Source organism: Tersicoccus sp. Bi-70 (assembly GCF_001968825.1).
Lineage (GTDB): Bacteria > Actinomycetota > Actinomycetes > Actinomycetales > Micrococcaceae > Tersicoccus.
Window position 1 is genome coordinate 326,569 of the sequence record NZ_MIEU01000012.1, and the last position, 25,208, is coordinate 351,776.

The 25,208-nt window shown below is 72.7% G+C and carries 22 protein-coding genes; 1 reads left to right on the forward strand and 21 read right to left on the reverse strand.

The features are described 5' to 3' along the window. Nucleotides 1-33: 33 nt before the first annotated feature. The 20 genes from BGP79_RS10595 to dinB all read right to left on the reverse strand — a co-directional run bounded on the left by BGP79_RS10595 (nucleotide 34) and on the right by dinB (nucleotide 23,375). Complete coding sequence (locus BGP79_RS10595) at nucleotides 34-978, reverse strand: DivIVA domain-containing protein (RefSeq protein ID WP_076695248.1); 945 nt, start codon at nucleotides 976-978, stop codon at nucleotides 34-36. Between the two features lie 186 nt (nucleotides 979-1,164). Continuing rightward, entirely contained in the window at nucleotides 1,165-1,464 is a 300-nt protein-coding gene (locus BGP79_RS10600; RefSeq protein ID WP_076695249.1) for a YggT family protein, read from the reverse strand. An 88-nt stretch (nucleotides 1,465-1,552) separates the two neighbouring features. After that, nucleotides 1,553-2,059 carry a cell division protein SepF gene (locus tag BGP79_RS10605; protein ID WP_076695397.1) on the reverse strand — a complete coding sequence of 169 codons (507 nt, stop codon included), beginning with the start codon at nucleotides 2,057-2,059 and terminating at the stop codon, nucleotides 1,553-1,555. A gap of 124 nt (nucleotides 2,060-2,183) precedes the next feature. Further along, nucleotides 2,184-2,951 carry a YggS family pyridoxal phosphate enzyme gene (locus tag BGP79_RS10610; protein ID WP_076695251.1) on the reverse strand — a complete coding sequence of 256 codons (768 nt, stop codon included), beginning with the start codon at nucleotides 2,949-2,951 and terminating at the stop codon, nucleotides 2,184-2,186. Continuing rightward, nucleotides 2,948-3,655, reverse strand: coding sequence for a polyphenol oxidase family protein (locus tag BGP79_RS10615; RefSeq protein WP_076695253.1), 708 nt, complete (start codon nucleotides 3,653-3,655; stop codon nucleotides 2,948-2,950). The genes BGP79_RS10610 and BGP79_RS10615 overlap by 4 nt, the downstream gene beginning before the upstream one ends. A gap of 7 nt (nucleotides 3,656-3,662) precedes the next feature. Then, a complete protein-coding gene (gene ftsZ, locus BGP79_RS10620; protein ID WP_076695255.1) occupies nucleotides 3,663-5,066 on the reverse strand; it encodes a cell division protein FtsZ in 1,404 nt (467 codons plus the stop codon). Nucleotides 5,067-5,405: 339 nt separating this feature from the next. Next, complete coding sequence (locus tag BGP79_RS10625; RefSeq protein ID WP_083701795.1) at nucleotides 5,406-6,281, reverse strand: cell division protein FtsQ/DivIB; 876 nt, start codon at nucleotides 6,279-6,281, stop codon at nucleotides 5,406-5,408. Beyond that, entirely contained in the window at nucleotides 6,274-7,749 is a 1,476-nt protein-coding gene (murC, locus tag BGP79_RS10630; protein ID WP_076695402.1) for a UDP-N-acetylmuramate--L-alanine ligase, read from the reverse strand. The genes BGP79_RS10625 and murC overlap by 8 nt, the downstream gene beginning before the upstream one ends. An 8-nt stretch (nucleotides 7,750-7,757) precedes the next feature. Continuing rightward, the gene (gene murG / locus BGP79_RS10635; RefSeq protein ID WP_076695257.1) at nucleotides 7,758-8,891 is read right to left on the reverse strand and encodes an undecaprenyldiphospho-muramoylpentapeptide beta-N-acetylglucosaminyltransferase; all 1,134 of its coding nucleotides are present in this window, start codon (nucleotides 8,889-8,891) and stop codon (nucleotides 7,758-7,760) included. Further along, nucleotides 8,891-10,225 carry a putative lipid II flippase FtsW gene (gene ftsW / locus BGP79_RS10640; RefSeq protein ID WP_083701823.1) on the reverse strand — a complete coding sequence of 445 codons (1,335 nt, stop codon included), beginning with the start codon at nucleotides 10,223-10,225 and terminating at the stop codon, nucleotides 8,891-8,893. The genes murG and ftsW overlap by 1 nt, the downstream gene beginning before the upstream one ends. A 133-nt stretch (nucleotides 10,226-10,358) precedes the next feature. Beyond that, complete coding sequence (murD, locus tag BGP79_RS10645; protein ID WP_076695261.1) at nucleotides 10,359-11,984, reverse strand: UDP-N-acetylmuramoyl-L-alanine--D-glutamate ligase; 1,626 nt, start codon at nucleotides 11,982-11,984, stop codon at nucleotides 10,359-10,361. Next, nucleotides 11,966-13,072 carry a phospho-N-acetylmuramoyl-pentapeptide-transferase gene (gene mraY, locus BGP79_RS10650; protein WP_076695263.1) on the reverse strand — a complete coding sequence of 369 codons (1,107 nt, stop codon included), beginning with the start codon at nucleotides 13,070-13,072 and terminating at the stop codon, nucleotides 11,966-11,968. Before mraY ends, murD begins: the two co-directional genes overlap by 19 nt. Beyond that, entirely contained in the window at nucleotides 13,069-14,577 is a 1,509-nt protein-coding gene (gene murF / locus BGP79_RS10655; protein ID WP_076695265.1) for a UDP-N-acetylmuramoyl-tripeptide--D-alanyl-D-alanine ligase, read from the reverse strand. Before murF ends, mraY begins: the two co-directional genes overlap by 4 nt. Further along, entirely contained in the window at nucleotides 14,574-16,409 is a 1,836-nt protein-coding gene (locus BGP79_RS10660) for a UDP-N-acetylmuramoyl-L-alanyl-D-glutamate--2,6-diaminopimelate ligase (RefSeq protein WP_076695267.1), read from the reverse strand. Before BGP79_RS10660 ends, murF begins: the two co-directional genes overlap by 4 nt. A gap of 26 nt (nucleotides 16,410-16,435) precedes the next feature. Next, a complete protein-coding gene (locus tag BGP79_RS10665) occupies nucleotides 16,436-18,226 on the reverse strand; it encodes a peptidoglycan D,D-transpeptidase FtsI family protein (protein WP_369800187.1) in 1,791 nt (596 codons plus the stop codon). A gap of 162 nt (nucleotides 18,227-18,388) precedes the next feature. Beyond that, complete coding sequence (locus BGP79_RS10670; RefSeq protein WP_076695271.1) at nucleotides 18,389-18,985, reverse strand: hypothetical protein; 597 nt, start codon at nucleotides 18,983-18,985, stop codon at nucleotides 18,389-18,391. After that, the gene (gene rsmH, locus BGP79_RS10675; RefSeq protein WP_076695273.1) at nucleotides 18,982-19,995 is read right to left on the reverse strand and encodes a 16S rRNA (cytosine(1402)-N(4))-methyltransferase RsmH; all 1,014 of its coding nucleotides are present in this window, start codon (nucleotides 19,993-19,995) and stop codon (nucleotides 18,982-18,984) included. The genes BGP79_RS10670 and rsmH overlap by 4 nt, the downstream gene beginning before the upstream one ends. A 313-nt stretch (nucleotides 19,996-20,308) precedes the next feature. After that, nucleotides 20,309-20,740 (reverse strand): division/cell wall cluster transcriptional repressor MraZ, encoded by a 432-nt coding sequence (gene mraZ / locus BGP79_RS10680; RefSeq protein ID WP_076695275.1) that lies wholly within the window; start codon nucleotides 20,738-20,740, stop codon nucleotides 20,309-20,311. A 527-nt stretch (nucleotides 20,741-21,267) separates the two neighbouring features. After that, nucleotides 21,268-21,645, reverse strand: a complete 378-nt coding sequence (locus BGP79_RS10685) for a DUF3040 domain-containing protein (RefSeq protein ID WP_076695277.1) — start codon at nucleotides 21,643-21,645, stop codon at nucleotides 21,268-21,270. Between the two features lie 251 nt (nucleotides 21,646-21,896). Further along, on the reverse strand, nucleotides 21,897-23,375 hold the full coding sequence (gene dinB / locus BGP79_RS10690) for a DNA polymerase IV (RefSeq protein ID WP_076695279.1): 1,479 nt from the start codon (nucleotides 23,373-23,375) through the stop codon (nucleotides 21,897-21,899). 154 nt (nucleotides 23,376-23,529) lie between these two features. On the opposite strand from dinB, the gene BGP79_RS10695 reads away from it, so the two are divergent. Next, nucleotides 23,530-24,633 carry a polyprenyl synthetase family protein gene (locus BGP79_RS10695; RefSeq protein WP_076695281.1) on the forward strand — a complete coding sequence of 368 codons (1,104 nt, stop codon included), beginning with the start codon at nucleotides 23,530-23,532 and terminating at the stop codon, nucleotides 24,631-24,633. A 42-nt stretch (nucleotides 24,634-24,675) separates the two neighbouring features. Here BGP79_RS10695 and BGP79_RS10700 read toward each other — a convergent pair whose 3' ends face one another. Then, nucleotides 24,676-25,026 carry an Rv2175c family DNA-binding protein gene (locus BGP79_RS10700; protein WP_076695404.1) on the reverse strand — a complete coding sequence of 117 codons (351 nt, stop codon included), beginning with the start codon at nucleotides 25,024-25,026 and terminating at the stop codon, nucleotides 24,676-24,678. Nucleotides 25,027-25,208: the final 182 nt, after the last annotated feature.

A 25,208-nucleotide genomic window follows, 5' to 3' on the forward strand; every position in this document is an offset into this window, starting at 1 on the left:
ACCCGACCCGGTGGTGGATCAGGGAGAGCCGACTCAGACGTTGTCGGAGCGGTGCTCGACGGAGCCGGTGCTCTGCAGGTCGTGCAGCTGACCCTCGATGTACTCCTTCAGGCGCGAGCGGTAGTCCCGCTCGAACCCGCGCAGCTGCTCGACCTGACGCTCGAGATCCGACTTCTGGTGCTCGAGATCCGTCAGGGTCTTCGTGCGGTGCGCCTCGGCGTCGCTGACCATGGTCTCGGCCTTGGTCTGCGCCTCGGCGATGATGCTGTCGCGCTGCTCGATGCCCGAGTTGACGTACTCGTCGTGGATGCGCTGCGCCATGGCGAGCAGGCCGGCCGCGTTGTCGGCGGTCGGCGTGGTGCCGGCGGAGGTGGTGCCGGCGGAGGCGGTGACCGGAGCGGCGGACGTGGCCGGGACGGCGGTGTCGGCAGCGGCGTCCACGCCCGGAGCCGGCGTGCCGGTCGTCGGGGTGTCGGTCGCGTCGGTGCCCGTGGCGTCGACGCCCGTGGTGTCGGCGCTCGTGGTGTCGGAGCCGCCGCGGACGGCGTCAGCGGACGTGCCGGCCGCGTCCGCACCGGACGTCGTGGTACCGGCTGCGTCGGTGCCGGACGTCGTGGTACCGGCTGCGTCCGTGCCGGACGGCGTCGTGTCGGTCGCGTCCGAGCTGGACGGCGTGCTGGACACGGCGGGCGATGCGGTGGTGTCCGTGCCGGCGTCCCCGGTCGTCGGGGCCGCGGCGGCAGCAGTACCGGGGGCGGAGTCCCCGGCGGTCGCCGGACGGATGCTCGTGCCGCCGTCGCTCGCGCCGCTCTCGTGGCGGGCGAGGCGCTGGCGCAGCTCGTCGTTCTCCTGGGTCAGCCGGCGCAGCTCCACGACGACCTCGTCCAGGAAGTCGTCGACTTCGTCCTGGTCGTAGCCCTCGCGGAACTTGGTGGGCTGGAAACGCTTGTTGACAACGTCCTCGGGCGTCAGAGCCATCAGGTCACCTCACTTGTTCGATGTTCGATCTCGTGTCGACCCGACCCGCGACGCCCGGGGGCGCCGAAGCAGGACCCCGGTGGACACGGCGGCCATCCGACCACTGTACGCGAGCGACCGGAACCCCGGTGGCAGGCGCGACGGGCCCGTGCGGGCACCGATCGACACCGGTGGCGGCTCGCGCCGTCAGGCGAAGGAAGCGGCCAGGCCGGACGTGATGCTCATCAGGATCCCCGTGACGAGGAGCAGGATGAGGAACCCGAGATCGAGGGAGACGGACCCGAGCCGCAGCGGCGGGATCGTGCGCCGCAACCACTTCACCGGCGGGTCGGTGATCGTGTAGATGGCCGTGGCGAGCACCAGGGCCGGGCCGGTGGGACGCCAGCCGCGGGCGAACATCTGCACCCAGTCGTAGACGAGCCGGATGAACAGGCTCAGCACGAACAGCAGGAGGAGGACGTAGATCACTCCGAAGACGAGACTCACTACAGCCGCACTTCCCTCATCGCTCGCGTACCGGTCGCGTGGAGTCTACCGGGTCCGCCGGGGCGGAACCGGTGCACGGTCCGGGGGTTCAGCTCTGGTTGAAGAAGCCGGCCGCGGTGGTGTCCTGCGGCTTCTTCTCCTCGCCGAGCACCTCGACGTAGGACGGGGTGAGCAGGAAGACCTTGCTGGTGACGCGCTCGATGCTGCCGTGCAGACCGAAGACGAGGCCGGCGGAGAAGTCGACGAGCCGCTTGGCGTCGGACTCTCCCATGTCGGTGACGTTCATGATGACCGGGATGCCGTCGCGGAAGCTCTCCCCGATGACCTTCGCGTCGTTGTACGAGCGGGGGTGGACCGTGGTGATCTGGTGCAACTCGGTGCTCTCCTCGCGAGACGACGTGGCCCGCTTGATGGGCGTGACCGGCGCACGGTAGTCGTCGCTGCCGGGGACGGGGCGCGGGGCCTCCCGTCGCGTCTCGCGCTCGGGCTCCGCGTAGGCGGTCTCCTGACGCTGCACCGGGGCCGGCGCGTCGTAGTCCTCATCGCCGTCGGCAAGTCCGAGATAGACCATTGCCTTCCGCATCGTCCCGGCCATGAACATCTCCCTTGTGCGTCGTGCGTGTCGATCCGTGGACCCACCCGGTCCGAACCGTGCTCATTGTGAACCGTGCTCGTTGTGAACCGTGCTCGGCAGCTGGGGTGGGGTGCTGTCTAGGACGCTACCCCACGGCCGGACGCGGGCCGAGAACATCGGACCCGACACGCAGGTGTGTCGCCCCGTGGGCGATGGCGCTCTCCAGGTCGGCGCTCATGCCCGCCGAGATGCCGGTGGCGGAGGGGTGCGCGGCGCGCAGATCGGCGGCGATCCGGGCGAGCCGGGCGAAGGCGGGATCGGGGTCCACGCCGAGCGGCGCCACCGCCATCACGCCCGCCACGGTCAAGCCGTCGGTCGCGGCGATCGCGTCGGCGAGGGGCAGGACCTGCGACAGGTCGGCGCCGCCACGGCCACCGCCGTCACCCGCGGCACCCGCGACGGAGGACAGGTCCACCTGCACCCAGCAGGCGAGCGGACCGAGGTCGGCGGGGCGGTGTTCGGCGGCCGCCCGGCCGAGCGCGCGGACGAGGGAGGACCGGTCGACCGAGTGCACGCTGCGGGCGTACCGCACCACGGATCTGGCCTTGTTGCTCTGCAGCTGCCCGATGAAGTGCCAGCGCAGGTCGCCCGCGGTATTCGATGCCGCTGCGGCGGCCGCCGCAGCATCGGCCTTGGCGGAGGCCTCCTGGTCCCGGTTCTCCCCCACGTCACGGACGCCGAGCGCGGCGAGGCGCAGCACGTCCTCGACGGGAAAGAACTTGGTCACCACGATGAGCTCGGGCCGGTCGTCCCGGCCGGCATCCGCCGTCGCCCGGTCGATGCGCCCGTGGACGGCGGCGAGCCGGGACCGCAGGTCCTCCGTGCGGGCGTCGGCCTCCGGGACGTCCGTCACGAGGGCGTGTGCCAGACCAGGCCCGCGGTCCGCCCGGTGGCCGGATCGCGACGGTAGGAGAAGAGACCCTCGCTCTCCCGCGTGCAGCCGGGAACCACGGTGACCTCGACCCCGGCGGCGACCAGCTGCCGCTCGAGACCGGCGCGGAGGTCGAGCCCCGGGGTGCCGTCGCGCGTGGTCGAGGCGGAGCCGGGCAGAGCGGCGTCGACCTCGGTGCGCATGTCGGCGGGGACCTCGTAGCAGGCGCCGCAGATGGCCGGCCCGAGCCACGCACGGATCCGCTCGCCGCCGTCGGCCTGCAGCGCGCGAACGGTGGCGGTCGCGATGCCGCCGGCGGCGCCGCGGCGGCCCGCGTGCGCGACGGCGGTCGCGGTCGAGCCGTCGGGGCGCTCCGCGACCATGACGATGGGCACGCAGTCGGCGACGAGGACGGCCAGGGCACTGTCGCCCGCACCGTCGACAAGGGCGTCCGCGACGGGAACGCCGGGCGCCTCGGTGGGCGCGAGACGATGCACGGCCGTGCCGTGCACCTGATGCATGAAGCGCAGTGACCCGCGGGTCACGCCCATCTCCGCGAGCAGCGCGGCCCGGTTGCGGGCCACCCCCGCGGGGTCGCCCCCGAGGCGGCTGGCCAGGTTGCCGGCACCTGTGTCGGTGAAACCGACCCAGGTGCCGGCCGCGACCTGCTCGCGGTGATGGAACATGCGCGGACTACTTGAGGAAGTCCGGCACGTCCAGGTCGTCACCGCGGCGCCCGACCTGACCGGGGCCCGGCTCGACGACGGCCGGGAGCTCGTCGTATCCCGCGTCGTCCTGCGCGGAGGAACGGTTCCCACCGTACTGACCCGCCGCGGAGGACCCGACGCCGTCCGGCGCGTAGGCCGGGACCGGCTCCTGGCCACCGTCGCGGTAGCCGTTGCCGTTCTGGCCGTGACCGTTCTGGCCGTAGCTGTTCTGGCTGCTCGGCGCGGCGGCCGGGGCCGGACGCTCGGGCGCGGCCGGGCGACCCGAGGGGCGCGACGGGGCGGGGCGGTTGCCGGCGGCGGGCCGGGACTGGCCGTGCTGGCCACCCTGCGCTCCCTGGCCGGCGGAGCGGGACGGGCCCGACGGTGCGGCGCCGATCTGGCTCGCGGCGTAGGCGGCCGAGGCGGCCCGATCGTCGTCGTTGTCGGGGCTGTCGAAGCCCGCGGCGATGACGGTGACACGGGCTTCGTCGCCGAGCGCGTCGTCGATGACGGCACCGAAGATGATGTTGGCCTCGGGGTGTGCGACCTCCTGGACCAGGCGGGCGGCCTCGTTGATCTCGAACAGGCCGAGGTCGGAGCCACCCTGGATGGAGAGCAGCACGCCGTAGGCGCCGTCGATCGAGGCCTCGAGCAGCGGCGAGGCGATGGCCAGCTCGGCCGCCTTGACCGCGCGGTCCTCACCGCGGGCCGAGCCGATGCCCATCAGCGCCGAGCCGGCGCCCTGCATGACCGACTTGACGTCGGCGAAGTCGAGGTTGATCAGGCCCGGCGTGGTGATCAGGTCGGTGATGCCCTGGACACCGGAGAGCAGCACCTGGTCGGCGGAACGGAACGCGTCGAGCATGGAGACGTTGCGGTCGCTGATCGAGAGCAGCCGATCGTTCGGGATCACGATGAGGGTGTCGACCTCGTCGCGCAGCGTGTCGATGCCGGACTCGGCCTGGTTCGAGCGGCGACGGCCCTCGAACGTGAACGGGCGGGTCACGACGCCGATGGTCAGGGCGCCGAGGCCGCGGGCGATCCGCGCGACCACCGGGGCACCGCCCGTGCCGGTGCCGCCGCCCTCGCCGGCGGTCACGAAGACCATGTCGGCGCCCTTGAGGACTTCCTCGATCTCCTCGGCGTGGTCCTCGGCGGCCTTCCGGCCGACCTCGGGATCCGCGCCCGCACCGAGGCCGCGGGTCAGCTCCCGCCCGACGTCGAGCTTGACGTCGGCGTCGCTCATCAGCAGGGCCTGCGCGTCGGTGTTGATGGCGATGAACTCGACACCGCGCAATCCCACCTCGATCATCCGGTTCACGGCGTTGACTCCGCCGCCGCCGATCCCGACGACCTTGATGACGGCCAGGTAGTTCTGAGGTGCTGCCACGTTCTCGATCCCTTGTTCGTTCGTTCCTCGCCGTGCCGGACCCAGCGGTCCGGTGCCTGGCCTTGCGGTGGTCCCTCACCGGTGCGCGTGAGGTCCCTCGGTGCTCAGGGCCACGACTGCGCCTCCCATGCTCGCACGGGGTCCGAGTGCGACACGAAGCCGAAGTCCGTGACCTTAACCCTCAGGTTGAGGGTTAGAGTTATGTCAAGTACGACGTCGTGAAGAACGCTAGGCGGTGGGTCCGTCGGGAGCAAACAACGTCGTCGGCGTGTCCCCGATCGGTGCGGGAGACCGGTCGTGGACGACGACGGATGACGGGGCGTTCCCCCCCGCGTACGGTCAGCGGGTGACGGGGCGCGACGGGGTGCTCACGTCGTACGTCTGCACCGCCGGGGTGTCCGGGTTCTGCGGACGGGCGATCAGCGCGGCGAGCACCTTCGCCTTGAGCTCGCGCTGCGAGGAGTTGCCCCACACGACCTTCTTGCCGTCGAGCAGGGTCAGCTCGACGGAGTCGACGGACGTCGCGGACGCGTGCTCCATCTTGGCCAGCACGTCGGCGGGCAGCGCGGCGAGCACCGCGGTGATCGCCCGGAACACGTCCTTGCCGATGACGGCGGTGCCGCCGTCGATGATCGGCAGCGACACGGAGGACCGGTCGGTGGCGGTGGCCAGCTGGGTGCCGTTCTGGTCGATCAGCAGGTACTTGCCGTTCTCCTTGAGGATCGCGACCGGTGTGCGCTCGTGGATCGTGACGGCGAGGGTCGACGGCGGCCGGGCCTCGACCGAGACGTCCTCGACGGCGGCCATCGACGCGAGCCGGTTGCGCACCTCGTCCCGGGTGATCTGGGGTAACGGGGTTCCCTGCAGGGAGGACAGGGCGTCGGTGACGGCCCGCGCGGTGGTCAGCCGGTTGCCCACGACGCTCACGTGGCGCATCGCCAGGATCGGGGAGAACACGAGCACGGCGATCAGCGCGGCCACGACGACGGCGGTCGCGCCGATGCCGATCGCCCAGGCGCGGCGACGGTGGCGCCGGTGCGTGCCCGGGAAGTCGAGCACGGTCGAACCGTCCGCGCCGGGCTGGTCCGCCAGCAGGGCGGAACTGGGCCGCTCCGGCTCGAGCAGGCTCACCTTGCCGGTCGAGCCGAGCCGGATCTCCGAGCGGTACGGGCCGCCGGCCTCGCGGTCGCGGTCGCGCGGGGTGCGCTCACTCATGATCGGCCTCCGGTACGGGCGTGGTGGGATCGGACGCGGCGATCGCCGGCGGGCCTGCGAGAGCGTCCACCAGGCGAGGCCCGAGGGCGGTGACGTCGCCGGCACCGACGGTGAGCAGCAGGTCGCCCGGCCGGGCGGCGGCCGCCATGTCGTGGACGGCGCGCTCGGGGTCGGTCTCGAGGACGGCGGCCTCGCCCGGTGCGAAGCGGTCGGTGATCAGCGCGCTGGTGACCCCGGGTTCGGGTTCCTCGCGTGCCGGGTAGATGTCCAGCACCGTCACCCGGTCCGCGCCGGCCAGCGCGGCGGCGAACTCGGCGGCGAAGATGCGGGTGCGGGAGAAGAGGTGCGGCTGGAACAGCACGTGCACGGCGCCGGTTCCGGCAACGGCGCGGGCGGCCGACAGGGCGGCGGCCACCTCGGTGGGGTGGTGGGCGTAGTCGTCGTAGACCCGGACGGCCCCGTCGGGTGACGCGCCCTTGTACTCGAAGCGACGGCCGGCCCCGGTGAAGGTGCCGAGCGCGGCGCTCCCCTCCCCCGCGTCGACGCCGAGGACCGTGCCGGCGAGCAGTGCGGCGGCGGCGTTGCGGACGTTGTGCTCCCCCGGCACCTGCAGCGCCAGCTCGGTCCGCCGGCCACCGGGCAGGGTGATCCGGCTGAGGCTGCCCGCACCGGCGGGGACGATGTCCTCGATCAGCGCGTCACGGTCGGGATCGGTCACGGGACTCGTGCCGTAGGTGAGCACCGTCGGGCCGTCCGTGCGGGTCCGGACCGCGACGGCCAGGGCGGCGGAGCCGGCGTCGTCCCGGCACGCGACGAGGGTGTCGTCCGGGCCGAGCAGGGCGGCGAAGTCCGCGAACGCCGCGTGCACGGCCTCGGCGGTGCCGTAGTGGTCGAGGTGGTCCGGCTCGATGTTGGTGACGACGGCGATGCGCGGGTCGTAGTTCAGGAACGACCCGTCGGACTCGTCGGCCTCGGCGACGAAGATGCCGCCGGTGCCATGAGCGGCGTTGACGCCGAGAGCGGAGACGTCGCCGCCGATCGCGAACGAGGGGTCGCGCCCGGTCTCGCGCAGCAGCACGGTGGTCATCGCGGTGGTCGTCGTCTTGCCGTGGGTGCCGGCGACGGCGACGACGTCGGTGCCGGTCATGGCGGCGGCGAGGGCCTCGGAGCGGTGCAGGACCGTCAGCCCGGTGGCCCGCGCGGCGGCGAGCTCCGGGTTGGTGGTGCGGATCGCGGTGGAGACGACGACGGTATCGACGTCGGCGAGGTGGGCGGCGTCGTGTCCGACGTGCACGGTCGCACCGAGGTCCCGCAGCGCGGTCAGGACGGCGGACTCCCGCCCGTCGGACCCGCTCACGGGCACGCCGCGGGCGAGCAGGATCCGGGCGACGGCGGACATGCCGGCACCGCCGATGCCGATCAGGTGGACCCGGCCGAGCCGTGCCAGCGCGTCCGGCCGGGTCGTCACGGACTCGTTCACCGGGACACCTCCCCGCCGGAGCCGGAACCGTCGGCGTGCCGCTCGGCGGCGTCGAGGACGAGTGCAGCCATCGTGCGGTCGGCGTCGCGGATCCCGCGCTCGGCGGCGGCGGCGGCCATCCCGGCGAGCCGCGCATCGTCGTGCAGCAGCTCCGGGACATGGGCGCCGATCCAGTCGGCGGTGAACTCGTGGTCCCGCACGATCAGGGCGGCGCCGGCGTCGACGAGGAAGCGCGCGTTCAGGGCCTGTTCGCCGTTGCCGTGGGGCAGGGGCACGAAGACGGCGGGCAGCCCGACGGCGGCCACCTCGCTGACCGTGCCGGCCCCGGCGCGGGCGACGAGCAGGTCCGCGGCCGCGTAGAGGTCGGCCATGCCGTCGACGTACTCGACCTGCGTGTAGTGGTCCGCGGTGACGGGCACGCCGGGGGCGGACTCCATCTGCTTGCCGCGGCCGGTCACGTGCAGCACCCTGATCCCGGCCGCGGCCAGCGCCGGCAGGGCCGCGATCAGAGAGCGGTTCAGGGAGGCCGCACCGGAGGAGCCGCCGGTGACGGCGAGCAGCGTCGCGTCGGGAGCGATGCCGAACCGGGCGCGGGCGGCGCGCCGGGCGGCGGCCCGGTCCAGGTCCGCGATGGCCCGGCTCATCGGCATGCCGACCAGTCGCGCGTGCGGCAGCTTCGTCTGGCTGAACGCGGTGGCGACGGCGGTGGCGAACCGGGCACCGACCCGGTTCGCGAGACCGGCGGTGACGTTGGCCTCGTGGATGACGATCGGCACCCCCCGGCGGCGGGCGGCCAGGTAGAGCGGCGTGCAGACGTATCCGCCGACACCGACGACGGCGTCGGCGTGCGCGGCGTCGAGGAGGGCGCCGGCCTGCCGGATCGCCTTGACCAGGCGGACGGGCAGCCGCACCAGGTCGGCGGAGAGCGAGCGGGGCAGGGGCACCCGGTCGATCGTGGCCAGCCGATGCCCGGCGGCGGGCACCAGGCGCGTCTCCATCCCCGTGGGGGTGCCGACGGCCAGCAGGTCGGCCTCGGGGCGCGCGTCGCGGATCGCGTCGGCGATCGCCAGCAGGGGCGAGACGTGGCCGGCGGTGCCGCCGCCGCCCAGGACGATGCTCGGCCGGCCCATCAGCCGCGCCCCCGTCCGCTCGGGCCCGCGAGGTCCGGTTCGAACCGGCCGTCGCGCCCGGTGAGCAGGGACACCCGGCTCGCTCCCCCGGTGCCTCGCCGCGGCGTCGGACGGGCACGGGCGAACGAGAGGACGACGCCGATGCCGCACAGCACCACGAGCAGCGACGAGCCGCCGTAGGAGATGAAGGGCAGTGGGACGCCGATGACGGGCAGCAGGCCGGTGACCATGGCGATGTTGACGAACGCCTGACCGAGGATCCAGGTGAGGATGGCGCCCGAGGTGATCCGCACGAACGGGTCGGTGTGCCGCATGATCACGCGCAGGATCGCGATGGCGAGGATGCCGAAGAGGCACAGGACGACGATCGTGCCGACCAGCCCGAGCTCCTCGCCGATGATCGAGAAGATGAAGTCGTTGTGGGCCTCGGGGATGTAGAACCACTTCTGCCGGCTCTGGCCGAGTCCCAGGCCCCACCAGCCGCCGGAGGCGAGCGCGCCGAGGCCGGCGTTGGCCTGGTCGTTGATGCCGACGCACTGGCCGTCACCGAGCCAGCCGGTGATGCGGCACATGCGGTTGCCGCTGCCCAGCGCCATCACGACGGCGCCCGCCGCGGCGAGCACGCCGGCGACGAGGAAGAGCCGCTTCGGCACCCCCGCGAAGAACAGGGTGGCGATCACGATGAGGGTGAGCAGCAGCGAGGTGCCGAGGTCGTGCTGGAGCACGACGAGGACGATGATCATGCCGGCGACGGGCAGCACGGGGATGAGCGCGTGGCGCACCTGTCGCAGCAGCGGACCCTTGCGCGCCAGGATGAGCGGCATCCAGAGGCAGAGCGCGAACTTGGCGGCCTCGGAGGGCTGCGCCGTCAGTCCGCCGAGGCGGAGCCAGCTGCGGTTGCCGTTCACCTCGTAGCCGAGCGGGGTGAAGATCGCGATCAGCAGCAGCACGGCCACGCCCACGGCGGGCCACGCGAGCAGCTTGATGGTGCGCACCGGCAGCCGGCTGAGGATGAACATCAGGGCGAGGCCGGCGACGCCGAACATGCCCTGCTTGAGGAAGAGGGCGTACGAGGAGCCCTCCTCGGCGATCGCCTCGACCGCGGAGGACGAGAGCACCATGAGCAGCCCGACGGCGGTCAGGGCGATGGTGGAGCCGAGGATCAGGTAGTAGCTGGAGTTGCCCGACCGCTGGTCGCGGTCCTCGATCCTGGCCCAGACGCCGGCGATGAGCCGCAGCAGCGTCGACCGCGGCACGTGGGGTGCCGGAGGGGACGCGGGCCGGACGGCGGTCGCCGAACCGGCTCGGGGGGCCTGCGGACGCGGGGGCGTCATGACCACGGGGAACTCCTGTCTGCAGCGAAGGGGCCGGTGTCGTCGTCCCGGCCGGACGGGCGCAGCTGCACCGGGTGGGCGAGCGGCTCGGCCGCCATCGCCCGGATGCCGGTCGGGTGACCGGCGGGCGGCGTCAGCCGGCGTCCGTGCCGCCGTCGGTGGAGCCCGGCCCGGTGGAGCCGGGGCCGGCGGTGCGCTCCCCTGTGGTGAGATGCTGCACCGCCCGGATGAAGGCGTCGCCGCGGTCGGCGTAGGAGACGAACTGGTCCATCGAGGCGGCCGCCGGTGCCATCAGCACGGTGTCCCCGTCGGTCGCCACCGCGGCGGCGGCCGACACGGCCCAGGTCATGACGTCCGGTCCGGCGGACTGCCCGGATCCAGTCTCGCCCGCGCCGCCCTCGATGACGGGCACATCCGGAGCGTGTCGCCGCAGTGCGGCCCGCAGGTCGGCACTGTCCGCGCCGATCAGCACGACGGTCTTGAGCCGGTCGCGGTGACGGGTGACCAGGTCCTCGTACGCGACGCCCTTGGAGAGACCGCCGGCGATCCACACGACCGGCCGGAAGGCGGCCAGGGAGGCGTCGGCGGCGTGCGGGTTGGTGGCCTTGGAGTCGTTGACCCAGAGCACGCCGTCGCGGGTGGCGACGGGCTGGATGCGGTGGGTGCCGGGCTGGTAGGCGCGCAGCCCGTCGCGCACGGCGACGGGTTCGACGCCGGCGGCGCGGGCCAGGGCGGCGGCGGCAAGGGCGTTCGCCACCTGGTGCCGCGGCACGAGGTCCCCGATGTCGGAGACGTGGCCCAGCTCGGCGGCACTGTCGCGGCGTTCGGCGATGAACGCGCGGTCCACGAGCAGCCCGTCGACGATGCCGAGCATGCTCACCGCGGGCGCGCCGGTGGTGAAGCCGATCGCACGGGCCCCCTCCACGACGTCGGCGTCCTCGACCATCCGCTCGGTCTCGACCTGCTCGGCGTTGTAGACGCAGGCCACCTGCGTGCGTGCGTAGACCTTGGCCTTCGCGTCCCGGTACGCCTCGTAGGAGCCGTGCCAGTCGACGTGGTCCTCGGCGATGTTCAGGCACACGCTGGCCAGCGGCGAGACGCTGTGGCTGTAGTGCAGCTGGAAGCTGGAGAGCTCGACGGCGAGCACGTCGTACTCGACCGGGTCGCGCAGGGCGTCGAGAATGGGCGTCCCGACGTTGCCGACGGCGATCGCGCGCCGGCCCGAGGCCTGCAGGATCGCCTCGGTCATCCCGACGGTGGTGGTCTTGCCGTTGGTGCCGGTGATGGCGAGCCAGGCGGGCGTCTTCCGGCCGGCGCGCTCGGTGAGCCGCCACGCGAGTTCGGTGTCGCCCCAGACGGGAACGCCGGCGGCCGCGGCGGCGCGCAGCAGCGGCGCGGTGGGTCGCCAGCCCGGCGAGACGACGACCAGCTCCGGTGGCGCGTCGTCGATCACCGGGAGGGTGCCGGCGGTGTCGGGGCCGAGGAGGACGGCGCGCGCGCCGACGATGCGCAGCGTGTCGGCCGCCTGCCGGCTCGCGTCGGTGTCGGCGGCGTCGATCACGACGACGGCGGCGCCGAGTTCGATCAGGGTGTCCGCGGCGGCGAAACCGGCGGTGCCGATGCCCGCGACCACGACGCGCAGCCCGGCCCAGTCGGCGTCCCAGTTGCGCAGCTCACGCGTGCGCGCGGAGTCGAGGGGCGGGGTGACGGACGAATCAGCGGCCTCGGAGGGTTCCGGGCTCACGCCAGGGCCACCCATTCGGCGTAGAAGATGCCGACGGCCACGGCGACGCACAGACCGCAGACGATCCAGAACCGGACCACGACCGTCACCTCGGCCCAGCCCTTGAGCTCGAAGTGGTGCTGCAGGGGCGCCATCTTGAACAGCCGTCTGCCCCTGGTCAGTTTGAAGAACCCGACCTGCAGGATGACGGAGAGGGAGATGATGACGAACAGGCCGGCGAGGACGATCAGCAGCAGTTCGGTGCGCGAGAGGATCGCGAACGCGGCCACCGCGCCACCGAGCGCCAGCGAGCCGGTGTCGCCCATGAAGATCTTGGCCGGTGACGTGTTCCACCACAGGAAGCCGACGAGCGCGCCGATCAGGGCCGCCGCGAGCATCGCCAGGTCCTGGGGGTCGCGGACGGTGTAGCAGGCGCCGTGCGCGATGCGCGGCGACGCGCAGTTCTGGTTGTACTGCCAGAACCCCATGATCAGGTAGCCGCTGAACACCATGATGGAGGCGCCCGCCGCGAGCCCGTCCAGGCCGTCGGTCAGGTTCACGCCGTTCGTGGTGCCGGTGACGATCAGGTTGGCCCAGATCACGAACAGCACGACGCCGAGGGCCGGGCCGGCGAAGGCCAGGTTGACCGGGGTGTCCCGGACGAAGGAGACGGCGGTCGACGCCGGCGTGACGCCGTTGGCGTCCGGGAAGCCCAGCGCCATCACCGCGAACACGATGCCGATGAGGCCCTGCAGCACCAGTTTCGCCACGGCGGTCAGGCCGAGGCTGCGCTGCTTGGAGATCTTCAGGGCGTCGTCGAGGAACCCGACCCCGCCCATCGCGCACATCAGGAACAGCAGCAGGGCGCCGGAGATGGTCGGGCCCTCGGTGCGCGGGTTGAGCAGGAAGATGATGAGGTGGGTGAGCAGATAGCTGACCACCACGGCCGCGACGACGACGGTGCCGCCCATGGTGGGCGTGCCCCGCTTCGTGTGGTGCGAGGTCGGGCCGTCATCGCGGATGAACTGGCCGTAGCCGCGCCGCACGAGCAGGCGGATGAAGAGCGGCGTGCCGATCAGGGAGAAGAGCAGGGCCAGGCCACCGCCGAGGATGAGCGCGATCACGGCGCGGTGACCTCCGGGGCTGCGGGGCCCTCGTCCGTGTCCTGGCTGCTCATCGGCCCCCATGCTATCCGATCGCCCAGATGGCGCAGCCCGGCCCCGTTGGAGGACTTGACCAGCACGATGTCACCGGGCCGCAGGGTCTCGGCGAGCAGCGCCTCGGCGGCCTCGACGTCGGGCACCCAGCGGGATTCGTCCCCCCACGAGCCCTCCATCACGGCGCCGGTGTGGAGCGCGCGGGCATCCTCCCCCACGACGACGAGCTGGTTGATGTTCAGGCGCACCGCGGCACGGCCGATCGCGTCGTGCTCGGCGACGGAGTCCGCCCCGAGCTCGAGCATGGTGCCGAGCACCGCCCAGGTGCGGCGGCCGGAGTCGGCCCCGAGCGCCGCGAGGGTGCGCAGGGCGGCGCGCATGGAGTCGGGGTTGGCGTTGTAGGCGTCGTTGATGACGGTCACGCCGTCGGCCCGGTCGGTCCGTTCCATCCGCCAGCGGCTGACGGCGCCGCTGGTGGTCAGCACCTCGGCGATGGTGGCCCCGGGCACCCCCGCGGCGTGGGCGAGGGCGGCGGAGGCGAGCAGATTGCCGACGTGGTGGACACCGATCAGGCGGCTGTGCACGGGGTGCTCCTGTGCGGCGCCGGCCGGGCCGGCGGGCAGGTGCAGCGTGAAGACGGGGTGCCCGTCCGCGTCGGTGCGCAGGTCCGAGGCGCGCACGGCGTTCGCGAGTTCGGGGGTGGCGCCGGCGTCCGGGTCGGCGGTGAACCAGAGGACGGTGGCGCCCGTGCGGTCGGCCATCGACCGGACCCGGTCGTCGTCGTGATTCAGGACGGCGATCCCGGAGGCGGGCAGCGCCTCGACGAGCTCGCCCTTGGTGGCGACGATGTTCTCGACGGAGCCGAACTCGCCCAGGTGCGCGGTGCCGACCATGAGCACGGCGCCGAGGTCGGGGCGCACCATGTCGGCGAGGTAGGCGATGTTGCCGCGCTGGGTGGCGCCCATCTCGATGACGAGGAAGCGGGTCTGCGGCCCGGCGGTGAAGACGGTCAGGGGGACGCCGACCTCGCCGTTGTACGAGCCGATCGGGCCGACGGTCGGACCCTGCGTGGCGAGCAGCGCGGTGGTCAGGTCCTTGGTGGTGGTCTTGCCGGCGGATCCGGTGATGCCGACGACCGTCAGCGGGCCGGCCGCGCGCAGCCGGGCGACGTGGTCGGCGGCCAGGGTGCCCATCGCGAGCACGGCGTCGGGGACGACGACGGCGGGGTGGGGGCGGCCGGCGTCGTCGGTGGTCTCGCGCTCGGCGAGGATCAGGCTCGCCCCGGCGGCCAGGGCCGCGGGGATGAAGTCGTGCCCGTCGGCCACCTCGCCCGGCTTGGCGACGAACAGTGTGCCGGCGGTGACCTCGCGGGAGTCGGTGGCGACGGTCGTGACGACCGCCTCCGGATCGGCGCCGGCGGTGAGCGTCCCGCCGGTGATCTCGGCGATCTGCGTCGCCGTGAGGTCCATCATGCTGGTGTGTTGCCTTCCTCGTGGTGACGGCCGTCCCGGGGGTCGGGATCGGCCGCGGCGTCGGGCGCCTGCCCGTGCTGACCGGCCGTCCGCAGCGCCTCGGCGAGCTCCTGCCGGTCGTCCAGCGGCAGGTTCACGCCCTTGACCTCCTGCCACACCTCGTGTCCGCGGCCGGCCACGAGGATGCTGTCCTGCGGCCGGGCCAGCTCCACCGCGCGGCGGATCGCCTCGGCCCGCGGGTGGACCTCCTCGACGACGGTGGCCAGGCCCTCGGCGTCGACGGCCCGGTGCACCCCGTCCAGGACGGCGCTGCGGATCGGGGCGGGATCCTCGTCGTGCGGGTCGTCGTCGGTGACGATGACGACGTCCGCGAGCCGCGCCGCGATCTCCCCCATCAGGGGTCGTTTGGTGGCGTCCCGGTCGCCGGTGGCGCCGAAGACGATCAGCAGCCGCCCGTCACCGTCCGGCCGCGTCGCCTCGAGGGCGCGGACCAGGGCGTCGGGATTGTGGGCGAAGTCCACGATAGCGTGCGGCGCGGTGCCGATGACCTGCATCCGGCCGGGGACCTGCGGGGTCAGCGCGTCGGTGGTGTCCAGCAGGCGCTGCAGCGTGGGCAGGTCCATGCCGCCGGCGTGCACCATCAGCACGGCCAGCGCGGCGTTGGCCACGTTGAAGCCGCCGGGCAGCCCCGTGCGGGCGTTCAGCCGGGCGCCGTCCGGGCCGGAGAGGGTGAACCGGTGCCCGAGCCCGTCCCGGGTCAGGTCGGTGACGCGCCAGACGGCGCCGGGCAGGTCGGTGGTGCCGTCGGTGCCGTCGGTGCCAGCGGTACTGGGGGCGGCGGCGTCGTCCACCAGCAGCGTCGTGACGGCGTCCGCGCCGAGCTGCTCCGCGGCGTGGGCGGCCATCGCCCGGCCCCACTCGCCGTCCGCGAGGATCACCGCGCGCCGGGCGTGCTCGGGGGTGAACAGCTGCGCCTTGGCGGCGAAGTACTCCCCCATGCTGCCGTGCAGGTCCAGGTGGTCCTGCGTGAGGTTGGTGAAGCCGGCGACGTCGAAGCGGATGCCGTCGACCCGGTGGTAGGACAGCGCGTGCGAGGAGACCTCCATCGCGGCCGCGTCCACCCCGTGCTCGCGCATCAGCGCCAGCACCGAGTGCACCTGCGGCGCCTCGGGGGTCGTCAGGACGGAGGGGATCGGGGTGCGCCCGGCGAGGATCTCGATCGTCCCGATCAGCCCGGTCCGCGACCCGGCCGCGCCGAGCAGCGCGTTGACCAGGTACGTCGTCGTCGTCTTGCCGTTGGTGCCGGTGACGGCATACAGCGCGAGCGGCGGCTCCTCCGGCGCCGGGCCGAACACCCGCGCGGACAGGGCGCCGACGACGGAGCGCGGCTGCGAGTGGACCAGGACGGGGACGGTCACGCCGCTGCGGGCGGCGAAGGCCGCTCCGGCGGCGTCGGTCAGGACGGCGACGGCACCGGCGTCCACCGCCGCGGCGACGAACTCCGCGCCGTGCCGGTGGGCGCCGGGCAGCGCGGCGTAGAGGTCGCCCGGGAGGGCCTGCGACGTGTTCAGGCTCACGCCGGTCACGGCCGGGTCGAGTTCGTCGCCGGCGGCGGCGCCCGAGGCGACCGACGGCACGGACGTCGTCGCGGGCGTCGCGGGCGGGGCCGTCTCGGCACCGATCAGCGTGCGCAGCTCCGACAGCGGCACGGCCCGGGGACGGGCCGGTCGCAGCGCCGCGGGACCGGCCGGGGGCTGGTCGGCGGCAGCGGTCTCGTGACCCGCGACCGGGCCGCGGGCAGCGTCAGGGGAGGCGAAATGATCAGCAGGCATCCTGTTCACCGTAGCGCGTCCTTCGCTCAGTAGTTGAGCGGGAGGTGCGGCGGCGTACCCGTCGACGGCGGGACCTTGTAGGTGTTCAACACCTGACTCATGATCGTCTTGAACGCCGGGGCGGTCGAGATGCCGTAGATGTTGCCCTGCGGCTTCTGCAGCACGATGCCGACCACGTACTTGGGGTTCTCCATCGGGGCCATGCCCACGAAGGACGCGGTGTAGCCGTCGAAGCGGCCGTTGGGGCCGGGGTTCTCCGAGGTGCCGGTCTTGCCGCCGACGCGGTAGCCCTCGAGCTGCGCGTCCTTGGCGCCACCGTCGGTGATCACGCCCTCGATGATCTGCTGCACCTGGTGGGCGGTGTCGTCGGAGACGACGCGCGTGCCGGCGGCGATCGGCACCTTGTGCTCGGTGCCGTCCGGGTCGACGTAGGCGTCGATCAGACGCGGCTGCAGGCGGACGCCGTTGTTGGCGATCGTCTGGAAGGCCATCGCGGTGTGCACCGGCGTCTGGGAGACGCCCTGGCCGAACAGCACCGTGTACTGCTGGCGGCCGTCCCACTGGTCCGGCGGGGCGAGGATGCCCTGGCTGGTGCCGGGCAGCGGGAGGTTCAGCGGCTGCCCGATGCCGAAGCGGCGCAGGTAGTCGTAGCGCTGCTCGCGGGAGAGCTGGGAGCCCGCCATCACGGTGCCGGTGTTCATGGACCAGCCGAGGATGCCGGCGAGGGTGCGCCGCTCGTAGCCGTGGTCGAACGAGTCGGAGAACGTCTGACCGTCGATCGTGTAGGTCGGCGGCAGCAGGAACTGCGAGAGCGGGGTGGCCTTCTTCTCCTCGATCAGCCCCGAGGCGGTGATCATCTTGGTGGTCGAGCCCGGCTCGTAGGCGGCGCTCACGGCGAGGGAGCCGCGCCGGTCGGCGGGCGTGGCCCCCGGATCGTTGGGGTCCACGGTCGTCGAGTCCGCGACGGCGATCAGGTTGCCGGTGGCGACCTCGACGACGACGGCGGTGCCCCACTCGGCCTTGTTCGCGGCCACCTGGTTCGCGATGGCCTGCTGCGCGACCCACTGGATGTCCTGGTTGATGGTCAGTTTGACGGTCTCGCCGTCCCTGGCCGGCACGTCCTCGGCGGTCGCGTTGGGAATGCGCACGCCGTTCGCGCCGATCTCGAACTTGCGTTCGCCGTCGGTGCCCGTGAGCTGCTTGTCCTGGGTCAGTTCGAGGCCGGCGAGGGCACGGTTGTCCGAGCTCATGAAGCCGACGAGGCCACCGGCGACGGCGCCGGACGGGTACACGCGCTGGGAGTTGGACTCGGAGTAGATGGCCGGGTTGTCCAGGTCGATGACCTTGGTGCGCACCTCGGGGCTGATGTTGCGGGCGACGTAGTTGAAGCGCTTCTCCCCCGTGACCGCCGCGCGGACCTTCTTCGGGTCAAGCTTCAGCACGCCGGCGAGCTGGCTGATCGCCTGGTCCCGGGTGACGTGCTCCATCGTGCCGCTGTCCTGTGCGCGGTCGTAGTCCTGGAACAGCGTCTGGTCCACGGTGATGTTGAAGCTCTGCACGCTCTTGGCGAGCACGTTGCCGTTGGCGTCGACGATCTCCCCGCGCCTGGACGGCATCTCGATCACGCGGGTGCGGTTCGCCGTGACGGCTTGCGCCAGTCCGGACGGGTCGAGGCCCTGTACCCAGAAGAGCCGGCCGCCGAGGATCACGAGCAGCGCCAGCAGCATGACCAGCCCCGTGCGCAGCCTCCGGCCGATCACCGCCTGGGTCGCTCCGTCGCGGGTCCGTCCCGGTGTCGTCGTCCTGCCTGCTGCCACGCTCGTCCCATCGCTTCAGGAGAGACGCCCGCGGGTCGGTGCCCGCCGCGTCCTCCCCGGTCGTTCCTGTGTTCCGTCGATCGTGCTGCCGGTCCCGGCGGCGGTCGACGCGTCCGCGTCGTCCCGTCCGTCAGGGGCCCGTGGTTCCGCGGATGCCGCGGGTCACTGGCCCTTCTGCCGCGGTGCCTCGATGGTGCCGCCGTGCAGGTCGACCGGCTGGGGCTGCGCCGCGTCCTTCTTCGACGCGGCCGACCCCTTCCTGCCATCATCGGCCTTGTCCCCCGTCTTCACCGGGGAGGGCGCGCCGGGAACCGCCGGAGCGGGGATGAGGACCTTGGGCGCATCCTTCTTGACGGCGGCGGTCGGGTTGCCGGAGACGCTGAGCCGGTCCAGGTTGATGTAGCCGGGCGCCGGCGCGGGGACCATGCCCGCCTTGGCAGCCTTCGCCGCGAGGTTCTGGGGCGCCACGTTGTTCTCCACCTGCGCCGTGAGCGCCTCGTTGCCCTCGGTCAGCGCCGTCTGCGCGTTGCGCAGCTTGATCAGTTCGTACTGGCCGCCCGAGACGTTGATGTTCAGGACGAGCACCGCGACCAGGGCGGAGGCGAGGACGAGGAAGCAGAACACCACGAACGGGGTGCGCCGGCGGCTGGGCCCGGCCGGGACGACGGAGAGGGGGGTCCGGCGGCGGGGCTCGGTGCGGACGCGGCCGGCGGCCTCGTGGACGGCGGGCGCATCGGGCTGGGTGGTGACGGCACTCATGCGCCTCCCCTTTCTTTCTGGCGGGACGTGTGGCGGGCAGTGGGATCGCGTTCGACGATGCGTTCGGCGGCGCGCAGGCGAGCCGAGGCCGCTCGCGGATTGGCGGCGATCTCCTGCTCGGTCGGGGTCACGGTGCCCCGGGTGAGCAGGCGGAAACGGGCCCGGTGTTCGGGCAGCTCCACCGGGAAACCCTTCGGGGCGCTCGACCGGGACGCGGCCCCGAGTTCGCGCTTGACGATCGCGTCCTCGAGCGAGTGGTACGAGAGGAAGACGATCCGGCCGTGCATCGCGAGGGCGTCGAGGGCGGCCGGGACGGCCCGCTCGAGCACGTCGAGTTCCTCGTTCACGGCGATCCGCAGCGCCTGGAACGTCCGCTTGGCGGGGTGTCCCCCGGTACGGGCGGCGGCCGCGGGCACGGCCGAGCGGATCACGTCGACGAGGGCCCCGGTCGTCGCGAGGTCGCCGGTGGCCCGGGCGGCCACGATGGCCCGGGCGATCCGGCCGGCGAACTTCTCCTCGCCGTAACGGCGGATGATCCGCACCAGCTCGGCCTCGTCGGCGGTGTTGACGAGCTCCCGGGCGGTGATCCCCGTGGTGGTGTCCATGCGCATGTCCAGCGGTGCGTCCTGCGCGTAGGCGAAACCGCGATCGGCCTCGTCGAGCTGGAGGGAGGAGACGCCCAGGTCGTAGAGGGCGCCGTCGAGGTGGTCCACACCCGCGTCGGCGAGGGCGTCGGGCACCTCGTCGTAGACGGCCTTGACCAGGGTGATGCGCGATCTGAAGGGGGCGAGCCGTTCGCCGGCCAGCGCAAGCGCCTGGGGGTCGCGGTCGACGCCGATGAGGTGGACGTCCGGGAAGCGGGTGAGCACGGCCTCGCTGTGACCGCCCATGCCGAGCGTGGCGTCCAGCACCACGGCGCCGGGACGGGTCAGCGCAGGCTCCAGCAGGTCGAGCGTGCGGGTGAGCAGGACGGGGGTGTGGCGCATCGACGTCGGCCTCTGCCCGGTCATCACACCTCGCCCCACCTCGTGCCGCGCACCGTCCCGGGGGCCGGGAAGTCGTGCCACGGCCGTGCCGGGCCGCCTCCCTGAGCGGGGGTGGTCCGGCGTCGTCATGTCGTGATCCAGAATCGCATCATCGGGGCTCGAGAGCCGGGACGGACGCGCGCGACGCGCCGTGATGGCGGTGCAGTCGGATCCCCATCCGCGCCTGTGCCGCTCAGCCTGACACCGGGGAAGGTGAGTCAGGTCGAGAGGACGGGCGGCTGGAGATCCCACCACAGCGCATCCGGCGCGTCGGGTGGGGCTCGTCGTCATCGCGGCCTCAGAAGACACCCGGCAGGGCGTCCTCGTCGGTCTCGGAGAAGGCGTTCTCCTTCTCCGTCAGGTACTCGTTCCAGGCCTGGGCGTCCCAGATCTCGGCTCGGGTCCCTGCGCCGATCACAGCCAGTTCCCGGTCCAGCCCTGCGTAGTCCCGCAGCGCCCCAGGGATGGTGACCCGTCCCTGCTTGTCCGGCACCTCGTCCGAGGCGCCGGAGAGAAAGACCCGAATGTAGTCCCGGACCTGACGCGACGAGATGGGGGCTTGTCGCATCTGTTCGTGGACCCGCTCGAACTCCTTCTGGCTGAACACGTAGAGGCAACGTTCTTGTCCTCGGGTGAGCACAAGACCGTCCGACAGTTCCTCGCGGAACTTCGCCGGAAGGATGAGACGCCCTTTCTCGTCGAGACGGGGCGAGTACGTTCCCAGGAACATCTCGCACCCCCAAGCGCGTCTCTCATTTCCTCTACTGTCCTCCACTTTACTCCACTACGCACCACTGTCAAGGAAATCACCCTGCCACAGGGCCGTGTCGACGCGGATCGGCGGGCTTCGTCAGCCGGACTGGGCGCCACCCCCGCGTACCGCTCGTCGGTGTCGGGAGACGGGGTCGTCGGTGTCGGGAGACGGCGCTCTGATCCGGTGGCGGCCGGAGCGGTTCGCCGGTGGATCGGCGTCAGCACGGGGATCTGCCGTCCTCGACGCGACGCTCGCACCCCTGTGCTCGACGGCCGCGGAGTGCAGCGGGTGGCCGTGGCACGTCGCGGTGGAGGGTGGTGGAGGACCCCGGTGGAGGGACGTGGAGGACGCGTGAGGACAGGACCTGCCGGAGACGACGAAAGGGCCCGCCGGAGCGGGCCCTTCGTGGAGGTGAATCAGTTGGGTGGTGGAACAGCTGCGTCGTGCATCAGCCGTGTCGAGGTGCTCGTGCGCCTCTCACCGGCGGATGCGGGAGACCGGTGTCAGGAATCGTCCCGCCGGCGCTCGTCCCAGCGCTCCTCGAGGGAGGTCATGAACGCGCTGCGGTGAGCACGGGTGGCGCCGTTGCCGCCGCGGGCACCGCCGTCGGGCTGGGGCCGACGACGCCGGGATGATGCCCAGTAGATGCCGGCTCCCATGATCAGGAACCCGAGGACGCCGAGCACGATGATCTGCGAGGAGATGCCGAACAGCAGCACCAGGATGCCGACCACGGCCACGAGCGACCCGAGCACGATGTGGCGGGCGGCCAGTGATCGGGTGGTCCCGGAGCCGAGCGTGCTCGCCAGCTTCGGGTCCTCGTTGTGCAACTGCTGTTCCAGCTGTTCGAGCAGGCGCTGCTCGTGCTCCGACAGTGGCATCACTGCCTCCTTGCCCTCGGTCCGACCTGAAGGATCCCCGCGCCCGCTGTTGGCCCGTGAGGAAAACCCCGACTCCTGGTCTGGAGAACGATTCTCGCACGGATTGTGTTCCCGTTTCACTCGATGATCGAGGGAACTCCGGGGTCGTTCCGACGGGTCGCTCCCACCTCGCCGCCGACGTCCGGCAGCCCGGTCAGAACAGTGTGTCTGCGACCAGAATAGAGGCCTCCCGAACGCGAAGGAAAGCCGTCTTACGGACGGCGGGGAGAACCCTGTCGCGGCGCGTCATGACGAGCCGCGGACGGCCCCGCACGAGCGACGCCGGAACCCCGTCCGCGAACCGCCGCGGGAGCATCGGCGGACCCGTCGGCGCCACCCGTCCACGTCGCGTCGTCCCGGTCCGGACGGCGGATCGGCGGCGCTCCGTCCGGCCGCTCCCCCGCACGCTCCCCCGCACGTTCTCCCGCCTCGGGCGCACTCTCGGCGGCCCCGTGGGCGGGCCGGGGCACCGGCCCCGGCAGGAGCCGGGCGGGGCCGACGGCCGTGGAGCCGAAGCGCCGGTGGACGTCGTCCAGGGTGCGTTCGGCGCTGCGCCAGTTGTTCTCGCGCCGGTCGATGCTCAACTGCACCGCTGCACCCGTCGCATCCGTCAGGGACTCGGCGCGCAGTCCGATCAGGCGTACCGACATGGGCCGCGGCCCGAGGGCCCGGAGCAGGGCCACGGCGACGGCATGCACGCGGGCCGCGCTGTCGATGCCCTCCGCCAGCGAGTGGGAGCGGGTCAGGGTGGTGAAGTCGGTGTAGCGGACCTTGATGGAGATCGTGCGCGACTCGAGGCCCCCGGCGCGCAGCCGTGCCGCCGTCCGGTGGGCCAGCCGCAGCAACTCGGACTCGAGCCGCACGTCGTCGGACACGTCCACGGCGAACGTCTCCTCGGCCCCGATGCTCTTCTCCATGCGCACCGGCGTGACGGCGCGCGGGTCGATCCCCCAGGAGAGACGGTGGACGTGCTCGCCGCTCGCGCCGAGCATCCGCCGCATCGTCCCGACCGGCGTCGCGGCCAGGCCGGCCACCGTGGAGATGCCCGCCCGCGCCAGCACCTGCCGGGTCTTCTCCCCCACGCCCCACAGCGCCGTCACCGGCAGGGAGTGCAGGAAGTCGACGGTGTGCTCGGCGGGGATGAGCAGCAGGCCGTCCGGTTTGGCCTGGGTCGAGGCGATCTTGGCGACGAACTTCGACTCGGCGATGCCGACCGTCGCGGGCAGGCCGAGCTCGGTGCGGATCCGCTCGCGCAGCAGCCGCCCGATCTGCAGTGGTTCACCGAGCCGCCGCACGGCGCTGCCCACGTCGAGGAACGCCTCGTCCACGCTGACCTGCTCCACCAGGTCGGTGATCCGGGCGAACTCGGCCATCACGCGCGCCGACATGCGCCGGTACTTCTCCATGGACGGCTCGACGATGCGCACCTGCGGGCACAGCCGCTGCGCCGCCCCCACCGGCATGGCGGACCGGACCCCGTAGGCGCGTGCCTCGTACGAGGCCGAGAGCACCACCGAGCGCGGCGACGCGTGGCCCACCAGCACCTCGCGCCCCTTCAGCGACGGATCGTCGAGTTCCTCGACCGAGACGTAGAAGGCGTCCATGTCGACGTGCAGGATGACGCTGCCGCGCCCGCTGCGCGCCGACGGTGTCCCCGCCGCTCCCCGTTCCTGCCCGCCCATGGTCTCCATGCTAGAAGTCGCCACCGACGTTTCCCGACGGCCGTCCTGGCGGACCGTTCAGGCCCACCTGGACCATCCGTGCGTGCCTGATCGACAGGTCACGGACGGCGGGGGACGCGACCCTAGACTGACAGGACCGCAGTCCCCAGCCGGAGGAGCCCGCATGTCCGCACCGGTACGCCCGGTCCACGACGTTCCCGCCGACGACCGCGCCTTCGTGTCCGCCGTCGACACCTCCCTGACGGCCTTCCTCCGCGGCGAGGGCGAGAACCTGGCCGCCATCTCCCCCGACGGCCGTCATCTCGCGGACGCCATCGGGAGCCTGAGCAGCGGCGGCAAGCGGATGCGGGCGGCCCTGTGCTACTGGGGCTACAGCACGGTCGCGGATCCGGTCCCGGTCGACGTCGTCGCCGCCGGCGTCGCGCTCGAGCTGTTCCAGACCGCGGCCTTGATCCACGACGACATCATCGACCGGTCCGACACCCGCCGGTCAGTGCCGAGCGTCCACCGCCGCTTCGAGACGATGCACGCGGAGCAGGGCTGGGCCCTGGACGGTCCCCACTTCGGGACCTCCGCGGCCGTGCTCGCCGGCGACCTGTGCCTGAGCTGGAGCGAACAGGTGTTCGGCTCGCTCGGCCCCGCGGCCGCGAGCGGCAGCCGCGCGCGCCTCGTCTTCGACCAGATGCGGATGGAGGTGCTGACCGGCCAGTACCTCGACGTGCTCGAGGAGGTCGCCGGGCCGCAGCGGGATCCGGCCGAGGCCGTGGCCCGCGCCCGCACCGTCTCCTCCTACAAGTCGGCGCGTTATTCGGTGGAGCGCCCCCTGGTCCTCGGGGCCGCCCTGGCCGGCGCCGACAGCGACCTGATCCACGCCCTGAGCGCGGCCGGCCTGCCGCTGGGCGAGGCGTTCCAGCTGCGCGACGACGTCCTCGGGGTTTTCGGCGATCCGGCCGTGACCGGCAAGCCCGCCGGGGACGACCTGCGCGAGGGCAAGCGCACCGTGTTGATCGGCTACGCGCTTCAGCACGCGGACGCCGATACCGCCGCGGATCTGAGCGCCTGCCTGGGCCGGCCGGACCTCGACCCGGCGACGATCGAGCGACTCCGCGCGGTCCTGACCGACTCGGGCGCACTGCGCCGCACCGAGGACCTGATCGACGAGCTCCACCAGCGAGCGCTGGAGGAGATCGGTCGGCTCCCGGTGCCGGAAGCGGTCCGCGCCGCGCTCGTCGGCCTGGCCGGCCGCGCGGTCACGCGCCAGGCCTGACCGCCTCCCTGCCCGTTCCGCGGGTGGGGGCGGTCGGGAAGGTCACCAGGCGAGTGCCTGCGCCCGCCGGCGGATCTCGGTCTTGCGTCCCGTGCGCAGGGCATCGATGGGGCGGCCCGGCAGCGACTCGTCCGGTGTGAAGAGCCACCGCAGCGCCTCGTCGTCCCCGAACCCGGCGTCCCGCAGCACGCTGATCGTACCGCGCAGGCTGTCGACGGGCCCGTCCTCGGTGATGAAGTCGGCCGGGATGCTGCGCACGGGCGGACGCCCCACGCGCATCGCGAGCAGCGTGCCGTCGTCGATGAGTCGATGCACCTTCGTGACCTGCAGGCCGAGGCGCTCGGCGACGTCGGGCAGCGGAAGCCAGTCGTTCACGAGCTCGGCGAGGCCGATCGATCCGGAGTCCGCCGCGGTCTCGGCGGGAGGGGTCGTGTCATGCGTATCCACCCGCTCAGGGTGCCACGGACCGGGCCCGGTCGCCACGTCGGCCGCGGTTCGGCCGAGCCCACTCGATCCGCGTCAGGACGCCGATCCGGATCGCGACACGCCCGTCGCGACACGACCGACATCACATC

What these genes read in the sequence shown, in the direction of transcription:
- BGP79_RS10595 (WP_076695248.1), bottom strand. Translation starts at nt 978, where the DNA reads ATGGCTCTGACGCCCGAGGACGTTGTCAACAAGCGTTTCCAGCCCACC.
- BGP79_RS10605 (WP_076695397.1), bottom strand. Translation starts at nt 2,059, where the DNA reads ATGGCCGGGACGATGCGGAAGGCAATGGTCTATCTCGGACTTGCCGAC.
- BGP79_RS10615 (WP_076695253.1), bottom strand. Translation starts at nt 3,655, where the DNA reads ATGTTCCATCACCGCGAGCAGGTCGCGGCCGGCACCTGGGTCGGTTTC.
- BGP79_RS10625 (WP_083701795.1), bottom strand. Translation starts at nt 6,281, where the DNA reads ATGAGTGAGCGCACCCCGCGCGACCGCGACCGCGAGGCCGGCGGCCCG.
- murG (WP_076695257.1), bottom strand. Translation starts at nt 8,891, where the DNA reads ATGGGCCGGCCGAGCATCGTCCTGGGCGGCGGCGGCACCGCCGGCCAC.
- ftsW (WP_083701823.1), bottom strand. Translation starts at nt 10,225, where the DNA reads ATGACGCCCCCGCGTCCGCAGGCCCCCCGAGCCGGTTCGGCGACCGCC.
- murD (WP_076695261.1), bottom strand. Translation starts at nt 11,984, where the DNA reads ATGGGTGGCCCTGGCGTGAGCCCGGAACCCTCCGAGGCCGCTGATTCG.
- murF (WP_076695265.1), bottom strand. Translation starts at nt 14,577, where the DNA reads ATGATGGACCTCACGGCGACGCAGATCGCCGAGATCACCGGCGGGACG.
- BGP79_RS10660 (WP_076695267.1), bottom strand. Translation starts at nt 16,409, where the DNA reads ATGCCTGCTGATCATTTCGCCTCCCCTGACGCTGCCCGCGGCCCGGTC.
- BGP79_RS10670 (WP_076695271.1), bottom strand. Translation starts at nt 18,985, where the DNA reads ATGAGTGCCGTCACCACCCAGCCCGATGCGCCCGCCGTCCACGAGGCC.
- rsmH (WP_076695273.1), bottom strand. Translation starts at nt 19,995, where the DNA reads ATGACCGGGCAGAGGCCGACGTCGATGCGCCACACCCCCGTCCTGCTC.
- mraZ (WP_076695275.1), bottom strand. Translation starts at nt 20,740, where the DNA reads ATGTTCCTGGGAACGTACTCGCCCCGTCTCGACGAGAAAGGGCGTCTC.
- BGP79_RS10685 (WP_076695277.1), bottom strand. Translation starts at nt 21,645, where the DNA reads ATGCCACTGTCGGAGCACGAGCAGCGCCTGCTCGAACAGCTGGAACAG.
- dinB (WP_076695279.1), bottom strand. Translation starts at nt 23,375, where the DNA reads ATGGAGACCATGGGCGGGCAGGAACGGGGAGCGGCGGGGACACCGTCG.
- BGP79_RS10695 (WP_076695281.1), top strand. Translation starts at nt 23,530, where the DNA reads ATGTCCGCACCGGTACGCCCGGTCCACGACGTTCCCGCCGACGACCGC.